The sequence below is a fragment of the Streptomyces sp. NPDC050704 genome (assembly GCF_040654355.1).
Taxonomy (GTDB): Bacteria; Actinomycetota; Actinomycetes; order Streptomycetales; family Streptomycetaceae; genus Streptomyces.
The window spans coordinates 1-21,557 of record NZ_JBFAHW010000155.1 but is presented as its reverse complement, the minus strand read 5'-3'; the positions used below and the strand labels follow the sequence as shown (position 1 = coordinate 21,557).

22 protein-coding genes are annotated in these 21,557 nt (G+C 70.7%); 9 read left to right on the top strand and 13 right to left on the bottom strand.

Annotated features, from left to right (window positions below; genetic code table 11):
• Positions 1-121 precede the first annotated feature (121 nt).
• The 3 genes from AB0I18_RS46785 to AB0I18_RS46775 form a co-directional block, all read right to left on the bottom strand.
• On the bottom strand, positions 122-1,081 hold the full coding sequence (locus AB0I18_RS46785) for a DMT family transporter (protein ID WP_363111943.1): 960 nt from the start codon (positions 1,079-1,081) through the stop codon (positions 122-124).
• 189 nt (positions 1,082-1,270) lie between these two features.
• Complete coding sequence (locus tag AB0I18_RS46780; protein ID WP_363111942.1) at positions 1,271-1,990, bottom strand: winged helix-turn-helix domain-containing protein; 720 nt, start codon at positions 1,988-1,990, stop codon at positions 1,271-1,273.
• Between the two features lie 110 nt (positions 1,991-2,100).
• Positions 2,101-2,739 (bottom strand): TetR/AcrR family transcriptional regulator, encoded by a 639-nt coding sequence (locus AB0I18_RS46775; protein WP_363111940.1) that lies wholly within the window; start codon positions 2,737-2,739, stop codon positions 2,101-2,103.
• Between the two features lie 61 nt (positions 2,740-2,800).
• Between AB0I18_RS46775 and AB0I18_RS46770 the strand changes: the two genes are divergently transcribed.
• From AB0I18_RS46770 to AB0I18_RS46760, 3 genes are all read left to right on the top strand, one after another.
• Complete coding sequence (locus AB0I18_RS46770; protein WP_363111939.1) at positions 2,801-3,970, top strand: acyl-CoA dehydrogenase family protein; 1,170 nt, start codon at positions 2,801-2,803, stop codon at positions 3,968-3,970.
• A gap of 76 nt (positions 3,971-4,046) precedes the next feature.
• Positions 4,047-4,334 (top strand): YiaA/YiaB family inner membrane protein, encoded by a 288-nt coding sequence (locus AB0I18_RS46765; protein ID WP_363111938.1) that lies wholly within the window; start codon positions 4,047-4,049, stop codon positions 4,332-4,334.
• A gap of 114 nt (positions 4,335-4,448) precedes the next feature.
• Complete coding sequence (locus tag AB0I18_RS46760) at positions 4,449-5,075, top strand: TetR/AcrR family transcriptional regulator (RefSeq protein ID WP_363111937.1); 627 nt, start codon at positions 4,449-4,451, stop codon at positions 5,073-5,075.
• 100 nt (positions 5,076-5,175) lie between these two features.
• On the opposite strand, the gene AB0I18_RS46755 is transcribed toward AB0I18_RS46760, so the two are convergent.
• On the bottom strand, positions 5,176-5,637 hold the full coding sequence (locus AB0I18_RS46755) for a MaoC family dehydratase (protein ID WP_363111936.1): 462 nt from the start codon (positions 5,635-5,637) through the stop codon (positions 5,176-5,178).
• Positions 5,638-5,746: 109 nt separating this feature from the next.
• On the opposite strand from AB0I18_RS46755, the gene soxR reads away from it, so the two are divergent.
• A complete protein-coding gene (soxR, locus tag AB0I18_RS46750) occupies positions 5,747-6,271 on the top strand; it encodes a redox-sensitive transcriptional activator SoxR (protein WP_363111935.1) in 525 nt (174 codons plus the stop codon).
• Positions 6,272-6,502: 231 nt separating this feature from the next.
• On the opposite strand, the gene AB0I18_RS46745 is transcribed toward soxR, so the two are convergent.
• Positions 6,503-7,231 (bottom strand): 3-keto-5-aminohexanoate cleavage protein, encoded by a 729-nt coding sequence (locus tag AB0I18_RS46745; protein ID WP_363111934.1) that lies wholly within the window; start codon positions 7,229-7,231, stop codon positions 6,503-6,505.
• Positions 7,232-7,303: 72 nt separating this feature from the next.
• On the opposite strand from AB0I18_RS46745, the gene AB0I18_RS46740 reads away from it, so the two are divergent.
• Complete coding sequence (locus tag AB0I18_RS46740) at positions 7,304-7,822, top strand: hypothetical protein (protein WP_363111933.1); 519 nt, start codon at positions 7,304-7,306, stop codon at positions 7,820-7,822.
• A gap of 58 nt (positions 7,823-7,880) precedes the next feature.
• On the opposite strand, the gene AB0I18_RS46735 is transcribed toward AB0I18_RS46740, so the two are convergent.
• Positions 7,881-8,489: a hypothetical protein gene (locus AB0I18_RS46735; protein WP_363111932.1), complete on the bottom strand. Its 609-nt coding sequence runs from the start codon at positions 8,487-8,489 to the stop codon at positions 7,881-7,883.
• Between the two features lie 271 nt (positions 8,490-8,760).
• Between AB0I18_RS46735 and AB0I18_RS46730 the strand changes: the two genes are divergently transcribed.
• The gene (locus AB0I18_RS46730) at positions 8,761-11,553 is read left to right on the top strand and encodes a penicillin acylase family protein (protein WP_363111931.1); all 2,793 of its coding nucleotides are present in this window, start codon (positions 8,761-8,763) and stop codon (positions 11,551-11,553) included.
• A gap of 45 nt (positions 11,554-11,598) precedes the next feature.
• On the opposite strand, the gene AB0I18_RS46725 is transcribed toward AB0I18_RS46730, so the two are convergent.
• Both AB0I18_RS46725 and AB0I18_RS46720 read right to left on the bottom strand, forming a co-directional pair.
• Entirely contained in the window at positions 11,599-12,930 is a 1,332-nt protein-coding gene (locus tag AB0I18_RS46725) for a serine-threonine protein kinase (RefSeq protein WP_363111930.1), read from the bottom strand.
• A 169-nt stretch (positions 12,931-13,099) separates the two neighbouring features.
• Positions 13,100-14,359 carry a DUF1343 domain-containing protein gene (locus tag AB0I18_RS46720; RefSeq protein ID WP_363111929.1) on the bottom strand — a complete coding sequence of 420 codons (1,260 nt, stop codon included), beginning with the start codon at positions 14,357-14,359 and terminating at the stop codon, positions 13,100-13,102.
• A 182-nt stretch (positions 14,360-14,541) separates the two neighbouring features.
• Between AB0I18_RS46720 and AB0I18_RS46715 the strand changes: the two genes are divergently transcribed.
• The 3 genes from AB0I18_RS46715 to AB0I18_RS46705 are packed head-to-tail and all read left to right on the top strand — an operon-like array spanning position 14,542 to position 17,601.
• The gene (locus AB0I18_RS46715) at positions 14,542-15,309 is read left to right on the top strand and encodes an SDR family oxidoreductase (protein WP_363111928.1); all 768 of its coding nucleotides are present in this window, start codon (positions 14,542-14,544) and stop codon (positions 15,307-15,309) included.
• Positions 15,306-16,973, top strand: a complete 1,668-nt coding sequence (locus AB0I18_RS46710; protein ID WP_363111927.1) for an AMP-binding protein — start codon at positions 15,306-15,308, stop codon at positions 16,971-16,973. Before AB0I18_RS46715 ends, AB0I18_RS46710 begins: the two co-directional genes overlap by 4 nt.
• 34 nt (positions 16,974-17,007) lie before the next feature.
• Positions 17,008-17,601 carry a TetR/AcrR family transcriptional regulator gene (locus tag AB0I18_RS46705; RefSeq protein ID WP_363111926.1) on the top strand — a complete coding sequence of 198 codons (594 nt, stop codon included), beginning with the start codon at positions 17,008-17,010 and terminating at the stop codon, positions 17,599-17,601.
• A gap of 144 nt (positions 17,602-17,745) precedes the next feature.
• On the opposite strand, the gene AB0I18_RS46700 is transcribed toward AB0I18_RS46705, so the two are convergent.
• The 5 genes from AB0I18_RS46700 to AB0I18_RS46680 all read right to left on the bottom strand — a co-directional run bounded on the left by AB0I18_RS46700 (position 17,746) and on the right by AB0I18_RS46680 (position 21,321).
• Complete coding sequence (locus AB0I18_RS46700; RefSeq protein WP_363111925.1) at positions 17,746-18,960, bottom strand: acyl-CoA dehydrogenase family protein; 1,215 nt, start codon at positions 18,958-18,960, stop codon at positions 17,746-17,748.
• Positions 18,961-18,967: 7 nt separating this feature from the next.
• A complete protein-coding gene (locus AB0I18_RS46695) occupies positions 18,968-19,990 on the bottom strand; it encodes a phosphotransferase family protein (protein ID WP_363111924.1) in 1,023 nt (340 codons plus the stop codon).
• Between the two features lie 170 nt (positions 19,991-20,160).
• Positions 20,161-20,457, bottom strand: a complete 297-nt coding sequence (locus AB0I18_RS46690) for a hypothetical protein (protein WP_363111923.1) — start codon at positions 20,455-20,457, stop codon at positions 20,161-20,163.
• A 139-nt stretch (positions 20,458-20,596) separates the two neighbouring features.
• The gene (locus AB0I18_RS46685; protein ID WP_363111922.1) at positions 20,597-20,932 is read right to left on the bottom strand and encodes a DUF202 domain-containing protein; all 336 of its coding nucleotides are present in this window, start codon (positions 20,930-20,932) and stop codon (positions 20,597-20,599) included.
• On the bottom strand, positions 20,929-21,321 hold the full coding sequence (locus tag AB0I18_RS46680) for a DUF202 domain-containing protein (RefSeq protein WP_363111921.1): 393 nt from the start codon (positions 21,319-21,321) through the stop codon (positions 20,929-20,931). Before AB0I18_RS46680 ends, AB0I18_RS46685 begins: the two co-directional genes overlap by 4 nt.
• Positions 21,322-21,557: the final 236 nt, after the last annotated feature.

The window sequence follows — 21,557 nt, the reverse complement described above, 5'->3', positions numbered from 1 at the left end:
CCCCCTCAGCCCGTCCGGCGTTTGAGGACGAGGCCGTTCAGGCCGAAGCGGGGGTCTGGGGGCGCAGACCCCAGGGATGGGACGGGTAGGGGCGGCGGGGGCGAAAAACACCCCCGACCGGCTACGCCCGCTCGCTCTCCGGCTCCGGATCCGGAGCGACCGGCGTCACAGCCGCGGCGGCAGCCGTCCGCGGACGGGACCGCGAGACCGCCACCCCGGCCAGACACACCAGCCCACCCACCAGCGTGATCCACCCCGGCACCTCATCGAGCGCCACCCACGACATCAGCACCACCAACGCCGGCACCGCATACGTCGTGGCCCCCATCTTCCCGGCCGTCGTACGGGCCAGGGCGAACGCCCAGGTGGTGAAGGCGAGGGCAGTCGGAAAGACGCCCAGATACAGCATGTTGAGCGTCGCGGACACCGGCGCGTCCCCGACCTCGGAAACCAGCTGACCGGCGAACGGCAGACAGGCCACCGCCCCGATCGCACACCCGAACGTGGTCACCTGAAGCACCGACCCGTGCCGCAGCGCCGGCTTCTGCGCGACCACCCCACCCGCGTACGCCACCGCCGCGAGCAGACAGAGCAGTACCCCGAACACGGACGCGTTCCCCTCGCCCGACATCGACAGACCGACGACCGCCGCGCCCGCGAAGGACACCGCCATCCCGGCGAGCAGCCGCGGCGGCAGCCCCTCCTTGAGCAGCCACCCCGCGAGCAGGGCCATGACCAGCGGACCGACGTTCACCACCAGCGCGGCGGTGCCCGCGTCGACCTTCTGCTCGCCCCAGTTGAGTACGACCATGTACAGCCCGAACCAGAGCAGCCCGGAGACCACGATCCCCGGCCAGGCGGCGCGCGGGGGCAGCCCTTCCCGACGTACCAGACAGATCACGCCGAGGACGAGCACCCCGGCGAGCAGCCTGCCCAGGGCCAGCGCCCCGGGCGAGTAGGCCTCGCCCGCACTCCGGATGGACACGAACGCGGAGGCCCACAGGAACACGGTGACCGTCGCCGCGCCGGCGGCGAGCAGTTCCGTACGGCGGATGGATGGGACGAACAGGGGAGACTTCATCACGTTCCAGAGGCTAGGCGGGGCAGCACCGAAGGGCTCGCGAATTTCGGACGAGGCATGACACGAGGCATGACATGAGACGTGGCGGCACGGGCGGCAACCAGCAGGGCGGCAGCAGCCGGGGTGGCGGGGCGGCAGCCACGCGGCCGTCGGCGGGGCGGGGCGGGGCGGGGCGGGCCGGGCCGGGCGTCAGCGCAGCGACCCCGCCTCGATCCCCAGCAGCTCCGAAAGCACCCGCTCCCCCTTGTCCGTGACCTTCACCGCCCGCTCCGAGCCGATGCGCACGCACCAGCCCTCGTCCAGGGCGTACCGGCAGAGCGCGGCGCCCGCGACACCGGCGAGGTGGGGACGCCGTTCGGTCCAGTCCAGGCAGGCCCGGGCGAGCGGGCGCCGGCCGGTGCGTACGAGCGGAACGCCCAGGTCGCCGAACCAGCGGACCCCTTCGTCCGTGAGCGCGAACCCGGTGTCCTGCCGCAGCAGGCCAAGACCGGTGAGCGCGTCGGTGACGGTGATGCCGAGGCGGCCGGCCAGGTGGTCGTAGCAGGTGCGGCCGCGGGCCATCGCGCTGCCCGCACTGGACTCGCGGAGCGTGCGCGGGCGTTCGGCGGCCGCGGGGGCGACCTGGGCGGTGAGATCCTCGACGAGCTGGGCGACCCGGGCGTCGGCCAGCCGCACGTACCGGTGCCGCCCCTGGCGCTCCTCGGTGAGCAGCCCGCCTGCCACCAGTTTGCCCAGGTGCTCACTTGCCGTGGACGCGGCGACCCCCGCGTACCGGGCCAGCTCCCCGGCGGTCCACGCCCGCCCGTCGAGCAGCACCAGCAGAAACCCGGCCCGCGTCTCGTCGGCGAGCAGGGAGGCAAGCCTCGCGAGCCCCGCGGCCTCGGCCCGCGCACTGGAAGAAGAGGTCATGGGCCCAGCATGTGCCACGAACACTTCGGCGGACACCGAATAATGGGAGGCACCCGCCATAAACGGGAGGCGCTCGCCATAGCGGGAGGCGCTCGCCGACGAAACCCCCGTCAGGCCGTTCGCAGCCCCGCATACTGCTGCGCCAACCCGTCCAGCAACGCCGTGAGCCCCGTCTCGAAGGCCCGTTCGTCGATCTTCTCCTGCTGGTCGGCGAGGAGATGGGCCTGCCCGAGATGCGGATAGTCGGCGGGATCGTACGCGGTCTCGTCGTCCACGAATCCGGCGGCGAACGATCCCAGCGCGGACCCCATCACGAAGTACCGCATCAACGCCCCGATGGACGTGGCCTGCGCGGCCGGCCAGCCCGCCTCGACCATCGCGCCGAAGACGGCGTCCGCGAGCCGCAGTCCCGCGGGCCGGCGGCCGGGGCCACGGGCCAGGACCGGGACGATGTTCGGGTGGTCGCGCAGGGCCGCCCGGTAGGAGACGGCCCAGTCGTGCAGCGCGGTACGCCAGTCCCGGCCGTCCTCGAACATCGACAGATCGACCTGTGCGCTCACGGAGTCCGCGACCGCCTCCAGGATCTGGTCCTTGGTGCGGAAGTGGTTGTAGAGGGACGGACCGCTCACCCCCAGCTCGGCGGCGAGCCGACGTGTCGACACGGCCGCCAGGCCCTCGGCGTCCACCAGCGCCCGTGCCGTTTCGACGATGCGGCCGGTGCTGAGGAGGGGCTTGCGCGGTCGGGCCATGGCGCACATAGTAGGGCTGGACCAGTAAACTAGCAGTGCTAATTTAAATGTGGAGTGGGTCGTGAACCTGGAGCTGAGCGAGGAGCAGGCCGCCGTGCGGCAGCTCGCCGAGGACTTCGTGACGCGCGAGATCACCCCGCACGTCATCGAGTGGGACCGGGCGGAGGAGGTCGACCGCTCCATCGTCAAGAAACTGGGCGAGCTCGGCTTCCTCGGGCTGACCGTCGACGAGGAGTACGGCGGCAGCGGCGGCGACCACCTCGCGTACTGCCTGGTGACCGAGGAACTGGGCCGCGGCGACTCCTCGGTCCGGGGCATCGTCTCGGTCTCCCTCGGACTCGTCGCCAAGACCATCGCGTCCTGGGGGACCGAGGAGCAGAAGCGCCGGTGGCTGCCGGGCCTCACCTCCGGCACATACGTCGGCTGCTTCGGCCTCACCGAACCGGGCACGGGCTCGGACGCGGGCAGCCTGCGCACGAAGGCGGTGCGTGACGGGAGCGGCGGGGGTGACGGGGGTGGCTACGTCATCAACGGCACCAAGACGTTCATCACGAACGGCACCTGGGCCGACGTCGTCCTGCTCTTCGCCCGCTCGACCGACGCCCCGGGCCACAAGGGCGTCTCCGCCTTCCTCGTGCCGACCGACACCCCCGGACTGACCCGCCGCACCATCCACGGCAAGCTCGGCCTGCGCGGCCAGGCCACCGCCGAACTGGTCCTGGAGGACGTCCGGGTGCCCGCCTCGGCCATGCTCGGCCCGGAGGGCAAGGGCTTCGCCGTCGCCATGTCCGCGCTCGCCAAGGGGCGGATGTCCGTCGCGGCGGGCTGCGTCGGCATCGCCCAGGCCGCGCTGGACGCCGCCGTCAAGTACGCGACCGAGCGCGAGCAGTTCGGGAAGACCATCGCCCACCACCAGCTCGTACAGGAACTGATCAGCGACATCGCCGTGGACGTGGACGCGGCCAGGCTGCTCACCTGGCGCGTCGCCGACCTCATCGACCGCGGCGAGCCCTTCGCCACCGAGTCCTCCAAGGCCAAGCTGTTCGCCTCGGAGGCCGCCGTCCGCGCCGCGAACAACGCCCTCCAGGTCTTCGGCGGCTACGGCTACATCGACGAGTACCCGGCTGGAAAACTGCTGCGCGACGCCCGCGTGATGACCCTCTACGAGGGCACCAGCCAGATACAGAAGCTGGTCATCGGGCGTGCCCTGACAGGGGTTTCGGCCTTCTGAGGCCGCGACCTTCTGAGTACGCGGCTGAGTATCCGCACGGATGCGGCGCGGGCCGCCTGCGTCGATCCTGGTCCGCATGAGTGAGACACCGGTCAAACAGCAGTCCACCGCGGCCTTCTACGGCCAGGCCGTGGCCTCGTTCGCCGTCGCCATCGTCGCCACCGCCATCGGCATCCTCAAGCTGGAGGCCGATGCCTGGGTGCGCGGCTTCCTGGGGATCGCCGTGCTCTATCTCGTCACGTCGGCGTTCACTCTCGCCAAGGTGATCCGGGACAGGCAGGAGGCCGGGCAGATCGTCAGCCGCGTGGACCAGGCCCGACTGGAGAAGCTGCTCGCCGAGCACGACCCTTTCGAGAAGCTCTGAGCGGCGCTGAGGAGTGCTGAGCGATATTCGTACGGCTCTGAGCGGGCAATCTAAGCGCTCGCTCAGTATCGGGGGTATGGTGTTCGTCCTGCCATGGGAAGGGGCGAACCAGCGATGAGTACGGCGAAGGAGACGGCCGGCGGCGAGATGCAGCCGTGGGCCGAGGTCACCCCGGATGCGGCCCGGCGACTGCTCGTCGCCGCCGTGGAGGCCTTCGCCGAGCGCGGGTACCACGCGACGACGACCCGGGACATCGCGGGCCGCGCGGGGATGAGCCCGGCCGCGCTCTACATCCACTACAAGACCAAGGAAGAGCTGCTCCACCGGATCAGCAGGATCGGCCACGACAAGGCCCTCGACATCCTGCGCACCGCGTCCGACAGCGGGGGCAGCGCCGCCGAGCGGCTCACCCACGCCGTCCGCTCCTTCGTCCGCTGGCACGCCGCGCAGCACACCACGGCACGCGTCGTCCAGTACGAACTGGAGGCGCTCGGAGCCGACGCACGCGCCGAGATCGTCGCAATGCGCCGCCAGACCGACGCGGCGGTGCGCGGCATCATCGAGGACGGAGTGGCGGCCGGCGACTTCGACGTACCCGACATCCCGGGCACCACGATCGCCGTCCTCTCGCTGTGCGTGGACGTGGCCCGCTGGTTCAACGTGGACGGCCCCCGCACACCGGACGAGGTGGGCGAGCTGTACAGCGACCTGGTGCTCCGGATGGTGGGGGCGAAGGCGTAGCCGCGCCCCCTGAGGGGGCGCGGGGCTGTGCCAGTTTCGCGGTTCCGCGCTCCGCCGCGTGGGCGTGCCCAGCCGCGTACGGCCCGAGGTCGGAAGCGGTTCAGACGTAGTAGCGGGACACGGACTCCGCCACACACACCGGCTTCTCGCCCCCCTCGCGCTCCACAGTGAAGGCGACGGACACCTGCAGGCCCCCCGTCACGTCGTCGACACCGGTGATCTTCGCGGTGGCCCGCAGCCGCGAGCCGACCGGTACGGGCGCGGGGAAGCGGACCTTGTTCGTCCCGTAGTTGACGCCCATCTTGACGCCCTCGACCTTGATCAGCTGCGGTCCGAAGAGCGGCAGCAGGGACAGCGTCAGATACCCGTGCGCGATGGTCGTCCCGAAGGGCCCCGCCGCGGCCCGCTCCGGGTCCACGTGGATCCACTGGTGGTCGCCCGTCGCCTCCGCGAACACGTCGATCCGCTTCTGGTCGATCTCCAGCCAGTCGCTGTACCCCAACTGCTCGCCCACCGCCGCCTTCAGTTCGTCGGCGGACGTGAAGATCCTCGGCTCTGCCATGTCCCTGGCCTCCCATGTCTCAATTGCTCTAAGCGACTGCTTAGCATGGTCCGGGGCGAGTCCCATGTCAACGGACCGGCGCCGCGACGAGGTGGGTAGGCTTCGAGAGGTGCCCCAGATTCCTGAGAAGATCCACGAACTCACGGTCGGCCAGCTGTCGGCCCGTAGCGGCGCCGCCGTCTCGGCCCTGCACTTCTACGAGTCCAAGGGCCTGATCAGCAGCCGCCGCACCACGGGCAACCAGCGCCGCTACCACCGTGACGCACTGCGCCGGGTCGCCTTCGTACGGGCCGCGCAGCGCGTCGGCATCCCGCTGGCCACGATCCGCGACGCGCTCGCCGAACTCCCCGAGGAACGCACCCCCACGCGGGAGGACTGGGCCCACCTGTCCGAAGCCTGGCGGTCCGAACTCGACGAGCGCATCAAGCAGTTGGGCCGCCTGCGCGACCACCTCACGGACTGCATCGGCTGCGGCTGTCTGTCCCTGGAGACGTGTGTGCTGTCCAACCCGGACGACGTCTTCGGCGAACGGCAGAGCGGCTCCCGCCTCATGGTGGAGCCCGGCGGACAGCAGCGGCGGAAGCGGCAGGAACCGGCGAAAGAGAAGGAGAAGGAGCCCGAGGACTGCCGCTGAAGCGCCGAAGACGCCGACCCGGCGTGCCCCGACCCGGCGTGCCCCGAGCCGCCCGGCCGGGCCGCGGCCGCCGCGACGCCGTGGCCGACGAAGACGGCGAGGCCGAGGCCGCGGCCGAGTTGCGGGGCGGCCGAGTTGCGGGTCTGGCGGTCGGCCCGGCACGCCTCGGACCGGCTCTGCGCGATGCGCGCCGACCCCGGCCCGGACGCCAGGAGAACTCCTCGCCCTGCCCTACGGCGAGCGCTGGGCCCACCCGTACTGGACCAGCCCCTCCGACACCAACTGGGCGTTCGACACGGCCCGTTGACCGTCCGGCAGGACCAGCGTGTCCTCCAGGCCTATTCGGGTCGCGAGGCCGAGGTGGCCCGCGAGGCGGAGCACCGGCCAGGCTCCGCCCTCCTCCCCGTGCAGCAGGACGGGGAGTCCGTGGGCGGTGCCGAGTTCGGCCAGGAGTTCCTGGGCCGTGTCCTGCGCGGAGTCGCGAGCGGGGTCCGTCACCTCCGCCAGCACGCGCAGTACTCGCGGCCCGAGCGGGGACGCGGCGAACCGGGCGGCGCCGTCCGTGCCGGACCAGATGCCCGCCTCCACGCCCACGCCCCGCTCCAGCAGCGCCGCCGCGACCTCCTCCGCCCCCGGCTCATGCCAGTTGACCGAGGCGTGGTCGGGCAGCACGCTCCACTCATGGATCCGCGCGACCCGGGCGGCGGGGTCGGGCTCCGCCCAGGCGCCGGTGGTCACGCCGACGGGTACGCGAACCTGTGAACGTATGGATTCCAGCGTCGCCGCAACCGCTTTCGCCGACAAGGTGTCTTGTCCACAAGGGGACTTGGGATGCACATGGATGTCCGACGCCCCGACCGCGACGGCCTCCGCCGCGGAGTCGGCCATCGCCCCCGGAGACATCGGCACCACAGCGCTGTCGCCCGACCCACGGGCCCCGTTCACACAGACCTGCACCATGCCTCCGATGGTGCCAGTCGCCACTGACAACAGGACCCGGCCCGAAGAGGCCGGGGGAGTGAGGAGTTACGGATGAGCGTCGCCATCTGCTCGTTGAAGTGGGAATCCGCGCACTCGGGGGCGCAGAAGATCACGTACGACAAGGACGGCTACCACCTGGTGCGCTTCCCGTATGTGACGGGCGAAGAGCAGTACGACCCCTGGAACATGCACGACCCGGCGCACGGCGCGAAGACCGCCTCGAAGTTCCCCGATCAGCGTTCCGGGCTCATCTGGCCCAGTCACGACGGGTGGGGCGTGCTCTCCGCGATGGTGTTCTGGGCGGCGGACGCCCGCGCCCACGAGTACCGGGCGCGCTTCGTGCGCGACCCGCTGAACACCACGACGGGCTACAACTCGACCGCCACGACCGATGTGGCGGCCACCCGCGGCGGCCAGTACCGCACCTACGTCTGGCAGATGTTCGTCCACCCCGGGACGCCGCTCGGTCTGAAGATATCCGCGCGGGGAGCCGGTGACACGAAGGTCGCGGTGCCGCTGATCCTCGGCGAGTTCAAGCTCGCCATACACACGGACGTCAAGACGCCTTAGACCGGACTTGGACCCTCGCGCGGGGGTGCGGCTCCGGCGGGCGCACCCCCGGCACGCCTCAGCCGCCCACGGACACCAGCAGTCGTCCGCGTCTGGCCTCCGCCAGGGCCTCGGCCGTCAGAACGGGCCGCGGCACCACGATCCCGCAGGCCGTGCAGACCGGGCCCGAGGAGGGTTCGTGGGCCAGGTCGTACTTCCATGAGAGGCGCTCGCCCGAGCACACCGGGCAGACCGTGCCCGGCTCCCGCTCAAGGGCGGCGATCAGTCGCCGCAGCACCTCGGCCAGCGGCTCATGCGGGTGGACCCGTGGATCGTCGCACCAGGCCACTCCGCAACCGCCCCAGGTGAGACGGTGCCAGTCGTCCACACTGCCCGGACTGCGCAGTCCGTCGTGCTTCTCCTTCTTGCGGCGCTCCGCGAACTTGCCTTCGTAGGCGAGCCAGACGGACCGGGCTTCCTCCAGCTCGTCCAGTGCGGCCACGAGCCGCGCTGGGTCGGGGGAGCGGTCCTCCGGGCCGAACCCGGCCCGGGAGCTCAGATGGTCCCAGGTGGCCCGGTGACCGTAAGGAGCGAATCTCTCAAGGCACTTGCGCAGTGAATAGCGCCGCAGTGCCAGATCGCTCCTCGGGTCGCGCACCTGTCTCGCCAGACTCCGGAAACCGGCCATCGCCCTGCACCTCCGTCACACCTGCACCTGTACTTCGGTCACATTCGGCGTCGTCGAAAGGGACGTCGCCGAATAGACGTATCGACACCCGATTCGGCTCCATCTGTTTTTTCGGTGACCGTCACAAGCCGCCCACCAGGCGGTTGCCGGCCACCCATCGGGCCCGTCGGGCCCTTCGGCCCTGCCGTCGCCAAAAAGTGACGCATGTTCATCTTCAAACGCGGGGATACCGCCGGTAACATCCGGCGCACCCCCGTCGCGAGGAGCAGTCATGCCACGGCGTATCCCCCGCACCATCCTCGACAGACTGAGAACTCCCCGCAGAGCTCCCAAGTTCCTCAAGGCCGCATCGATATGCGTCCTGATCGCCGCTCTTCTGTCGCCGCTTTCCCAGGCGACCGCCGCCGACACGGCGGTCACCGCGGCCGCCGACGACTACTGCGGCAGCCAGTGCTCGGACATCCTCCCGCCGGGCGAGAACGGCAACGCCTCCCTCGCCGAGATCCTCCTCAACCAGGCCTTCGGCAGTCAGCCCGGCCACGCGGCCGACCAGCTCGCGCCCTACAACAACCTGGCTTCGGGCTACTCCGCCCTCACCGACACAAAGATCAACAACTTCTTCAACGACGCGTCGTTCGGGGTCCCCGCCGACCAGGTCGAGTCGACCACCAAGCCCGCCGGCCGCACCGACGTGACGATCGTCCGCGACAAGAAGACCGGTGTGCCGCACATCACAGGCACCACCCGCTACGGCACCGAGTTCGGCGCCGGCTACGCGGCCGCCCAGGACCGGCTGTGGCTGATGGACGTCTTCCGGCACGTCGGCCGCGGCCAGCTGACTCCCTTCGCGGGCGGGGACCCCTCCAACCAGGGCCTGGAGCAGGAGTTCTGGCGCCACGCCCCGTACACCGAGGCCGATCTGCAGGCCCAGATCGACCGCACGACCGCCACGAACGGCGAGCGCGGCAAGCAGGCGCTGGCCGACGTGAAGGCGTACGTCGACGGCATCAACGCGTACATCGACGCCTCCGACAGCGGCCGCTACTTCCCCGGCGAGTACGTCCTGACCGGCCACAAGGACTCCGTCACCAACGCCGGGACCATCCAGCACTTCAAGCTCACCGACCTGGTCGCGCTGGCCTCCGTGATCGGCGCGCTCTTCGGCTCCGGAGGCGGCGGCGAGGTCAACAACGCCGTCTCCCTGCTCGCCGCCCAGTCCAAGTACGGCGTGGAGGAGGGCACCAAGGTCTGGGAGTCCTTCCGGGAGCGCAACGACCCCGAGGCGGTGATGACCCTCCACAACGGCGAGAGCTTCCCGTACGCCACCAAGCCCGACGACGCGCAGGGCGAGGCGCTGCCCGACGCCGGCTCGGTGACCGAGGAGCCGCTGGTCTACGACCGCACCGGCAGCGCGGCCACCGCCGGCGCCTCCAAGACGTCCGCCGCGGCGACGGCCACCGCCCTCAGTTCGGCCAGGCGCGGGATGTCCAACGCGCTGGTGGTGAGCGGCGACCACACCGCGAGCGGCCACCCGGTCGCCGTCTTCGGACCGCAGACCGGCTACTTCGCGCCGCAACTGCTCATGCTCCAGGAGATCCAGGGCCCGGGTCTCAGCGCCCGCGGCGCCTCCTTCGCGGGACTGAGCATGTACGTGGAACTCGGCCGCGGCCAGGACTACGCCTGGAGCGCGACGACCTCAGGCCAGGACATCATCGACACGTACGCGGTCGAGCTGTGCCAGGACGACCACCACTATCTGTACCGCGGCGTCTGCACGCCCATGGAGAAGATCGAGCAGACCAACGCCTGGAAGCCGACCACCGCCGACGGCACCGCGGCCGGCTCCTATCGCATGCAGGTGTGGCGCACCAAGTACGGCCCGGTGACGCATCGCGCGACGGTCGACGGCAAGAAGGTCGCGTACACCACCCTGCGCTCCTCGTTCCTGCACGAGGCCGACTCGATCATCGGCTTCCAGATGCTCAACGACCCGGACTACGTGAAGAGCCCGCAAACCTTCCAGCAGGCCGTGCAGCACATCAACTACACCTTCAACTGGTTCTACGCCGACTCCGAGCACACCGCGTACTACAACAGCGGCGACAACCCGGTGCGGGCCAGTGGCGTCGACGCCGAGTTCCCGACCTGGGCGCGGCCCGCGTACGAGTGGAAGAACTGGACCCCGGCGACGAACACCGCCGACTACACCCCGGCGTCCGCCCACCCCAACTCCATCGACCAGGACTACTACATCTCCTGGAACAACAAACAGGCCAAGGACTACACCACGGCCCCCTGGGGCAACGGCTCCGTCCACCGCGGCAACCTCCTGGAGGACCGCGTGAAGAAACTGGTGACCGCGGGCGGGGTGACCAGAGCGTCGCTCACCAAGGCGATGGCCGACGCGGCGCTGGCCGATCTGCGCGCCGAGGACGTGCTGCCGAAGCTGCTGCAGGTCATCAACAGTTCGGCGGTCGCGGACCCGGCGGCCGCGGCGGCGGCGAAGAAGCTGTCCGACTGGGTGACCGCGGGCGGCAAGCGCAAGGAGACGTCCAACGGCTCGAAGGCCTACGCCAACGCCGACGCGATCCGCATCCTGGACGCCTGGTGGCCGCTGTTGGTGAAGGCCGAGTTCGAACCCGGCCTCGGCAGCGACCTCTACACCGCCATGACCGACAACCTGCCGGTGGACGAGGCGCCCTCGGCCGGGCACGGGCCGACCGGCTCGCACGCCGGAAGCTCCTTCCAGTACGGCTGGTGGAGCTATGTCCACAAGGACATCCGGGCGGTGCTCGGTGAGCCGGTGGCGGGCGGCCTGGCGAAGACCTACTGCGGTGACGGCAGCCTCGGCGCCTGCCGGGACATCCTGATCAGCACCCTCAAGGAGGCGGCCGGCCGGACCGCGGCCCAGGTCTACCCCGGTGACGCCAGCTGCTCGGCGGGCGACCAGTGGTGTGCCGACTCGATCATCCAGCGGACGCTGGGCGGCATCAAGCACAACAAGATCACCTGGCAGAACCGGCCGACCTACCAGCAGGTGGTGGAGTTCACGTCACACCGGTGATGTTCACGTCACACCGGTGACGCCGGGACCTGAACAGGCGGCGGGTCAGCGAATGCGGCCCGCCGCCAGCACCACCTCGGCCAACTGTCGGTGACAGATGTCGCTGTGGGCCCCCGACGGGGGTCCGCCGCGCTTCACCACCGCGGACACGTCGATGTTCACGCAGCCCGACACGGGCAGCTTGGTACGCAGCGCGTCGGCGAGGGTGAACGCCTTCGTGCCGGTCACCGCCTGCACCCCGTCATGGCCCAGCGCACCCCACTTGGCACCGAGGAGACGGGGGAGGCCGAGACCGGCCGCCGCGTGCGCGTCACCGGCCGCGCGGGAGGCCAGCGGGTAGATGGTGCCGAGCGCCGAGTCGAAGCGCGAGAAGCAGCACACCAACGGGCCGTCGATACGGTTCTGTTGGCCATGGAGCACGCCGCTGCCCCGCGTGTCGTGCGGCAGCCGCGAGGCGAACGCGTAGTGCGAGAAGGCCGCTTGGAGCAGGGTCACGGACTTCACGGTCCGTACGCCCTTGGGCAGCCCGCGCAGGGCGAACGACACCAGGCGGCCGCCGAAGCTGTGCCCCACCAGATGCACGCGCAGACCGGGCGCCGTCTGCGCGAGCCGCCCGACGACCCGCCCGAGCCCCCGCTCACCGACCGTGCCCGCACGGCGCTTCATGGCGAAGTACGTGGCCTGGCGCAGCAGTTCATGAGCCCCGTCCCAGACCTGAGGGCGTCCGACCATGGCCCGGCCGCCCTCACCCTCGCCCTCGGCGCGGGCGCTGTCCTCCGCCAGCGCCCGCGCGAACTCACGGCACATGTCCGCGGTGTCCCCGAGGAGCATCTCCGGTTCGCTCTGCGGCGTCCCCGCCGCCAGCAGGTCCGCGGCGAACACGGCCTGCGGTGCCTCGGGCCGCAGCTCCACGAGAAGTCGTACCAGCCGCCCGTACTCCACCAACGCGGCTTCGTCGTCCGGCCGTTGGGCCAGCATCCGGGCGAGCTGGTCGATCAGCGTGGCCCGCCCCGGGAAGACCCTCAGCAGCGCGTCCAGCGTGCCCTGGTCCAGTACCGGGCCCGGGGAGACCGCCGCCGCGGACCTCGGGAAGTCGGGGATCGGCTCGTCCGCGAACCGCATCGACGGCCACACCACCCCCACATATCCGAGGCGGGCGTTCGGTGCGAGGCGGGGGATCGGCTCGAAGAAACGGCTGTAGAGCCGGGTCGCCCCCGGCCGGTCGTTGTTCCAGCCGTGCGCGAACACGATCAGGTCCTTGACGCCCCGCTCCGGCACCTGCTGGAGCAGCCGGTCGCGCTGCTTGGCGTCCACATCCCCGTCCGCGTCGAAGGTCAGCTCCCAGTACGGAGCCACGACCACTTCCGGATCCGTCATGACGAGCCCCCCTTCGCCACCGCAACCGGTGCGGTATGCGTGCATCGTCCCGCCGACGCGAGTGGTTGACCATACGTCATGTCCGGCTGACCAGCCCGAACTCACGTCTCGGCGGATGATCCAGAACGCGCGTCCCCGGCTCTGGCGTCTCACCCCGGGCCCTGGCGTCTCAGCGGTAGAGGAGGTACTTCCCGCGCACCCGCCGGAACGCCGACAGCTCGCCCTGCCAGGCCGCCACGACCTCGTCGGCGGTCGTGCCCGCGTCGATCATCGTGCGCACCTGTGTGGAGCCCGTCAGCTTGTCGATCCAGTTGTCGGAGCGCCAAGTGAACCCGCTCCAGACCTTCTTGGCGGTCACGAGCAGCGCGATCCCGGTGCGTACGGGGTCGTACGCGGCCCGGTCGTGCACATGGATCTGCACGCCCCCGACGGTCTTGCCCTGGAACTTCGAGAAGGTGGGCGCGAAGTACGCCTCCCTGAAGTGCACACCGGCCAGCCCGACCTGGTTGGCCTCGGCGGCCCACCGCCGGTCGATGCCCTCCGCGCCGAGCAGCTCGAACGGGCGGGTCGTGCCGCGTCCCTCCGACAGGTTCGTCCCCTCGAAGAGACACGTCCCGGAGTACACGAGGGCGGTGTCGGGCGTCGGCATGTTCGGGCTCGGCGGCACCCAGGGCAGCCCCGAGGCGTCGTAGAAGTCCGAGCGCTGCCAGCCCGTCATCCGCACCGTGTCGAGCGGCACCGGCGTGGTCAGGAACTCCCCGTTGAACAGCCGCGCCAGCTCCGCCACCGTCATCCCGTGCGCCTGCGCGATCGGCTGCCGCCCGACGAACGTGGCGAACTCCTTGTGCAACACGGGCCCTTGGGCCGCCCGACCGGTCACGGGGTTCGGCCGGTCGAGCACCACGAGGCGCTTGCCCGCGAGCTGGGCCGCCTCCATGCAGTCGTACAGCGTCCAGATGTACGTGTAGAAGCGCGCGCCCGCGTCCTGGATGTCGAAGACGACCGTGTCCACGCCGGAGGCCGTGAAGATGTCGGCCAGTGGCCGGCCACTCTTCAAGTACGTGTCGTAGACCGGGAGTCCGGTCGCCGGGTCGTCGTAGCGGCCCTCGGACCCGCCGGCCTGCGCGGTGCCGCGGAAGCCGTGCTCGGGGCCGAAGACGGCGACCAGGTTCACTCGGTCGTCGGCGTGCATGACGTCGACGATGTGGCGGGCGTCGCGGGTGATGCCGGTGGGGTTGGTGACGATTCCGACGCGGTCGCCGCTGAGTTGTGCGTAGCCGTCGGCGGCCAGCCGCTCGAAGCCGGTTCGCAGGCGGCGGCCGGCGGGTGCCGGTGCCTCCGGCGGGGTTGCGGCGGCTGGTGGGCCCGCGGATAGTGCGGCCGCGGCGGTTGTGGCGGCGAGTAGTCCCCGTCTGGACAGGCGGCGCATGTGTGACCTCCGTGATTTCGGAAGGCTGACAGATGCACGCTAAGCGCTCCCGCCGGATGTTCGTAAGCTGCGGGTCGTTCGTGGCTTGTCGCGCAGTTCCCCGCGCCCCTTACGGGGCGCCATACCGACTGGTTAGTCTGTATCTGTAGGGGAGCCGATTCTCGTCGTGTCGAAGGAGACCGATGGTGGAAGCCTTGCAGGATGCCGGAGTGGTCGTGACCGGGGCGGGTGGGGGGATCGGGGCCGCGCTGGCCCGGCGTTTCGCCGTCGAGGGGGCCCGGGTCGTGGTCAATGACCTGGACGCCGCGAAGGCGAAGGCGGTGGCCGACGAGATCGGCGGGATCGCGGTTCCGGGCGACGCCTCCGCGATCGTGGCCGAGGCGCGGGACGCCCTCGGTGGCACGGTCGACGTGTACTGCGCCAACGCGGGCCTCGCCTCCGGCGGCTCGGAAGCGGCCCCCGAGCAGGTCTGGGCGCTCGCCTGGGACGTGAACGTGATGGCGCACGTCCGCGCGGCCCACGAACTGCTCCCCGGCTGGCTGGAGCGCGGCAGCGGCCGTTTCGTCTCCACGGTCTCGGCGGCCGGACTGCTCACCATGGTCGGCGCGGCCCCGTACAGCGTCACCAAACACGGCGCGTATGCCTTCGCCGAGTGGCTTTCGCTCACGTACCGCCATCGAGGCCTGAAGGTCCACGCGATCTGTCCGCAGGGTGTCCGCACGGACATGCTGGCCCGCACCGGCAGCGCGGGTGACCTGGTGCTGAAGCCGGCCGCCGTCGAGCCCGAGGATGTCGTGGACGCGCTGTTCGCCGGGATGGACGAGGACCGCTTCCTGATCCTGCCGCACCCCGAGGTCGCCCGGTACTACCAGGCGCGGGCCGCCGACCCGGACCGCTGGCTGACGAGCATGAACCACATCCAGCAGAAGTGGGAGGCGGACGGCCGGTGACCACCTCCGTGTACGCGGCCAAGCCGTGGCTTGGCCGCCTCAGCGACGCCCAGCGCGCGCCGATAGCCCCAGCCGACTCCGTGGTGCACGCCCTGCGCAGGGTCGTCTCCGAAACCCCGGACCGCACCTTCCTCGCCTACTTCGACGGACGCCTCGACTACCGCGAGGTCGACGAGCTGACCGACTCCGTCGCCGGGCACCTCGCCGCTCGCGGCCTGGAGCGGGGCGACCGGGTCGCGGTCCTCCTCCAGAACTCGCCGCACTTCGTCCTCGCCGTGCTGGGCGCCTGGAAGGCGGGCGCGACCGTCGTCCCCGTCAACCCCATGTACAAGTCCGGGGAGGTCGCCCACGTCCTGCGGGACGGCGGGGTCGCCGCGCTGATCTGCTCCGACCGGGCCTGGGAGTCGTATCTGCGCGAGACGGCCGCCGACTCGCCCGTACACATCGTGCTGACCGGCAGCGAGCTGGACTTCCAGACGCGCGACGACGCACGCGTGCTGACCTTCGAGCGGCTGCCGCAGGCCCCGGACGCCGACGACCTGGTGGCCGTCGCCCGGCAGGGCCACAAGGCCCCGGAGGGCCGCGATCCGGTTCCGTCCGACCTCGCGCTCATCAGCTACACCTCGGGGACCAGCGGCGCCCCCAAGGGAGCCACCAACACGCACGGCAACATCATGTACAACGCCGAGCGGCAGCGGACCGGCCTCGCCCTGCCCGAGGCGCCCGTCTACTTCGCGATGGCGCCCCTGTTCCACATCACCGGGATGGTCTGCGAGTTCGCCGCCTGCCTCAACAGCGCGGGCAGGCTCGTCCTGGCGTACCGCTTCGAGGCGGGCGTCGTCCTCGACGCGTTCGCCGAGCACCGGCCCCACTACACGGTCGGCCCGTCTACGGCGTTCATGGCGCTGGCCGCGCACCCCGCCGTCAGCCGCGACCACTTCTCCTCCTTCCGGAACATCTCCTCCGGCGGCGCGCCGCTGCCGCCGGCCCTCGTGGAGAAGTTCCGGACCGCCTTCGGGCCGTACATCCGCAACGGTTACGGACTCACCGAGTGCTCGGCGCCCTGCGCGTCCGTGCCGCCCGCCCTGGAGGCTCCCGTCGACCCGGTGTCCGGCACGCTGGCCGTCGGCGTGCCGGGCCCCGAGACGGTCGTACGCATTGTCGACGACCAGGGCCGGGAGGTGCCGTTCGGGGAGCAGGGCGAGATCCTCGTACGCGGCCCGCAGGTCGTGCCCGGCTACTGGGGGCGCCCCGAGGCCACCGCGGAGGCCTTCCCGGACGGGGAGCTGCGCACCGGTGACATCGGCTTCATGGACCCCCAGGGTTGGCTCTACGTCGTCGACCGCAAGAAGGACATGATCAACGCGTCCGGCTTCAAGGTGTGGCCGCGTGAGGTCGAGGACGTGCTGTACACGCACCCCGCGGTCCGGGAGGCGGCCGTCGTCGGGGTGCCCGACGGCTACCGTGGCGAGACCGTCAAGGCGTACATCAGTCTGCGGCCGGGGTGTGACACGGACCCGGCCGCGCTCGCTTCCTACTGCAAGGAGAGACTGGCCGCCTACAAGTACCCGCGGCAGGTCGAGATCCTGCCCGACTTGCCGAAAACGGCAAGTGGGAAGATCCTCCGGCGGGAGTTGCGTTCTCCCTCGCAGGGCAGTCAGTAGTACACAGCAGAAAACTGGAAGGCAGGTGGCGGCAGTGGCCAGGACGACGGACGGTGACGGTACGCCCGTCCCGCGGCGGCTGCTGGCCGCCGCCACCCGGCTCTTCGCCGAGCGCGGCTACGACCGCACCTCGGTCCAGGAGATCGTCGAGGCGGCCGGCGTCACCAAAGGTGCGCTGTACCACTACTTCGGCTCCAAGGACGACCTGCTGCACGAGGTGTACGCACGCGTGCTGCGCCTCCAGCAGGAGCGCCTTGACTCCTTCGCGGGCGCCGACGCGCCCGTGGAGGAGCGGCTGCGGGGTGCCGCGGCGGACGTGGTCGTGACCACGATCGACAACCTCGACGACGCGTCGATCTTCTGGCGCTCCATGCACCACCTCAGCCCCGAGAAGAACAAGCAGGTACGTGCCGAGCGGCGCCGCTACCACGAGCGCTTCCGGGCCCTCATCGAGGAGGGCCAGGAGTCCGGGGTCTTCTCCAAGGCGACCCCGGCCGACCTGGTCGTCGACTACCACTTCGGCTCGGTCCACCACCTGTCGACGTGGTACAGCCCGGACGGCCCGCTCACCCAGCAGCAGGTGGCCGACCATCTGGCCGACCTGCTGCTGCGGGCACTGCGACCGTGAGCGCGCGGGGGCGTTTTCCGCCCCCGCCGCCCCTACCCATTCCCGTCCCCTGGGGGCTGCGCCCCCAGACCCCCGCTGTCGGCCTGAACGGCCTCGTCCTCAAACTCCCCAGCTACCGCTGGGGGGTGCCCCCACTACCGTCCGTCAGACGTACTTCTTCAGCTCCCGTCGTGCCAGCGACCGCTGGTGTACCTCGTCCGGACCGTCGGCCAGCTTCAACGTCCGGGCGCTCGCCCAGAGTTCGGCGAGTGGGAAGTCCTGGCTGACACCCCCGGCCCCGTGCAACTGCACCGCCTTGTCGATGATGTCGACGACCGTCCGGGGTGTGGCGATCTTGATGGCCTGGATCTCCGTGTGGGCACCCCTGTTGCCGACGGTGTCCATCATCCAGGCCGTCTTCAGCACCAGCAGCCGGAGCTGCTCGACGGAGACGCGCGCGTCCGCGATCCAGTTGTGGACGACGCCCTGCTGGGCGAGCGCCTTGCCGAAGGCGTTCCTGGACACCGCACGCCGGCACATCAGCTCGATCGCCCGCTCGGCCATGCCGATCAGCCGCATGCAGTGGTGGATCCGGCCAGGACCGAGCCGCGCCTGGGCGATGGCGAAACCGCCGCCCTCCTCACCGACGAGGTTCGAGGCCGGCACCCGCGCGCCGTCGAAGACCACCTCCGCGTGCCCGCCGTGGGAGTGGTCCTCGTAGCCGTAGACCTGCATGGCGCGCTTGATCTCGACCCCAGGCGTGTCACGCGGGACGAGCACCATCGACTGCTGGCGGCGGATGTCGGCACCGCCCGGGTCGGTCTTGCCCATCACGATGAAGATCTTGCAGTCCGGGTTCATCGCCCCGGAGATGTACCACTTGCGACCGCTGACGACGTACTCGTCACCGTCCCGCTCGATCAGCGTGGTGATGTTCGTGGCGTCGGACGAGGCCACCTCGGGCTCGGTCATCGCGAACGCCGAGCGGATCTCACCGGCCAGCAGCGGCTCCAGCCACTGCTTCTTCTGCCGCTCGTCGCCGAACTGGGTGAGCACCTCCATGTTGCCGGTGTCGGGCGCCGCGCAGTTCAGCGCGGTCGGCGCCAACTGCGGGCTGCGGCCGGTGATTTCGGCGAGCGGCGCGTACTGGAGGTTCGTCAGCCCGGCCCCGTACTCGGAGTCCGGCAGGAAGAGGTTCCACAGGCCCTGACGGCGGGCCTCGGCCTTCAACTCCCCGACCACGGCAGGGGTGTCCCAGGGCGACGCGAGCCGGCCGCGCTGCTCCTCGGCGACGGCCTCCGCCGGATAGACGTACTCGTCCATGAAGGCGAGAAGCCTGGCGCGCAGTTCTTCGGTGCGTGCGTCGAAAGCGAAGTCCATGATCCGGTCAGCCTTCCTGAAGGGTGGTCAGGCCGTGCTCGATGAAGACGGGGACCAGGTCGCCGATGCGGTCGAAACCCGCGCCGACCGTCTGGCCCAGCGTGTAGCGGTAGTGGATGCCCTCCAGGATTACGGCGAGCTTGAACCAGGCGAACGCCGTGTACCAGGCGACGGCGGACACGTCGCGCCCCGAGCGCGCGGCGTACCGCTCGATCAGCTCGGCGGGCTCCGGGTGCCCGGCGGCCCTGGCGGTCGTGGAGACGGGCGAGTCGGGCAGGCCCAGCGGGATGCTGTACATCACCAGCAGCCCCAGGTCGGTGAGCGGATCGCCCAGCGTGGACATCTCCCAGTCGAGGATCGCCGTGATCCGGTCACCCTCGCCGATCAGCACGTTGTCGAGCCGGTAGTCGCCGTGCACGACGGTGGCGGTGGGGGAGTGCGGCAGCTCGCGTCCCAGCGCGGCGTGCAACTCGTCGATCCCGGCCAGCTCACGATTGCGGGACGCGTCCAACTGCTTGCCCCAGCGCCGCAGTTGACGGTCAAGGAAGCCTTCAGGACGCCCGAAGTCCGCCAAGCCCACCTCGGCGGGGTCCACCGCGTGCAGCTCTACCAGCGTGTCCACGAGTCCGAGCACCGCCGCCCGGGTGCGCTCGGGACCGAGCGGCGCGAGCTGCTCGGCGGTCCGGTAGGGCGTGCCCTCCACGAAGTCCATGACGTAGAAGGGCGCGCCCAGCACGTCCTTGTCCTCGCACAGCAGCTGAGTACGCGGCACGGGCACGGCCGTCGGGTACAGCGCGCTGATCACCCGGTGCTCGCGCTTCATGTCGTGCGCCGTGGCCAGCACATGCCCCAGCGGAGGCCGCCGTACGACCCATGTGCCGGCACCGTCCGATACCGCGTACGTGAGGTTCGACCGTCCGCCCTCGATCAGCCGGCCGGTCAGCGGGCCCCGGACCAGTCCCGGCCGCTCGCTGTCGAGCAGGCCGCGCAGCCGTTCGAGATCGAGACCTGGCGGGTGGTCTGGGCTCATCGTGTTTCCTCCGTACGCCGGAATCGGGACCCTCACATGATGCCGACCGGTCGGTATGCAGTCCAGTGCAGCGGCAAAACGTGACCGCCGTCTCGACCGCGAAGAACCCCCCGAGTCGCCGTGGACGACTCGGGGGGTTCTCCTGGCTTCGATGCGCGCCCGGCGGTCGTCTAGTGGTCGTCCCAGTGCCCGTCGTGACTGGCATGGCGGTGACCGTCATGAACGTAGTCCACGTGGTCGCCGTGCGTCACCGCAGGGTGTCCGCAGTCCTTGCCGTGCTCGTGGCCGTGCCCGTCATGGGCGACGTGCCCGCTCGGCTCGCACTCGTCCCAGTGCCCGGAGTGCGGCCGGTGCAGGTGGCCGTCGTGCGCGTAGTCGACGTGGTCGCCGTGCGGCACCTGGGTGTGCCCGCAGGCCGGGCCGTGCGTGTGCTCGTGGACGGGGTGTTCCTGGTGGAGCGTGGTCATGATGCTCACCTTCGGGGTGCGGGGGATGACGGCGGTCAGACTAGCCGCATAAACCCCAATGTATCCGCCCAAACCGGACGGTGCGGTATCCGGATACCCCAGAGGGACGAAGGATGGGAAGACGCCCGGGTGCGGCTCCTCAGGAGACGACGAGGACCGCCGCACAGACGGCCAGCGCGACCGTGCAGAGGACGGTGGTGCTCGCGTGCCTCGGCGTGAGAGCCGCCGGGGGCTCGGCCAGGGCCAGCGCACGGATCCGGCGATGGGCAACGGCGAGGAATCCCAGCCACAGCACACAGCACAGCGCCCCCACCACGAACCGCGCCGCGCTCGGCCCATCCTGCAGCGCCGACTTCCCGGCGAGCACGGCGACCACGGTGCTCGCCAATGTCGTACGCCGCCACGCAAGCCTCGTACGCTCCGGCTGCAGCCCGGGGTCCCGGGCGGGCCCCGAGCCCTCGACGAGTCCCGTCACCCTTCCCACCCGAAGAGCACGACCACCACCATCGCGATGGCCACGACGGCCACGCCGATGCTCAGCAGCGCCGGGAAGCGGGACACCGGCAGATCTTCTCCCCTGCGCATCGCCCGCTCGCAGCGCACCCAGTGATTCACCGCCCGCAGCGCGCACAGTGCCCCGGCGGCCAGCAGGCCCAGGGCCAGGCCCGCCCGCCAGGCCCACCGCAGATCCGGCAGGAACTGATCCACGGCGAAACCGCCGCCGATCAGGGCGAGCGAGGTGCGCAGCCAGGCCAGGAACGTTCGCTCGTTCGCCAGCGAGAACCGGTAGTCGGGTGTGCCGCCCTCTTCCTTGATCCGCTCGGGCGCGAACCACAACCGGACGTTCCGAACGAATTCGATCACGCCAACGACCTTACCGGGGCCGGTTCGCTCCGCGGGTTTGGCCGTATTGGGCTGCGGGCCGGTGGGGGCTTGTCGCGCAGTTCCCCGCGCCCCTTAAAAGACCAAAGACCGGGGGCTTGGGACGGTGTGATCACTGCGGGCCGGTGGGGGCTGGGTGCGCAGTTCCCCGCGCCCCTAAAAAAACAGGCCCGCCAGCGCCGGGCGGGGTCTGAACCTCAGGCCCCACTCGCCCGCTG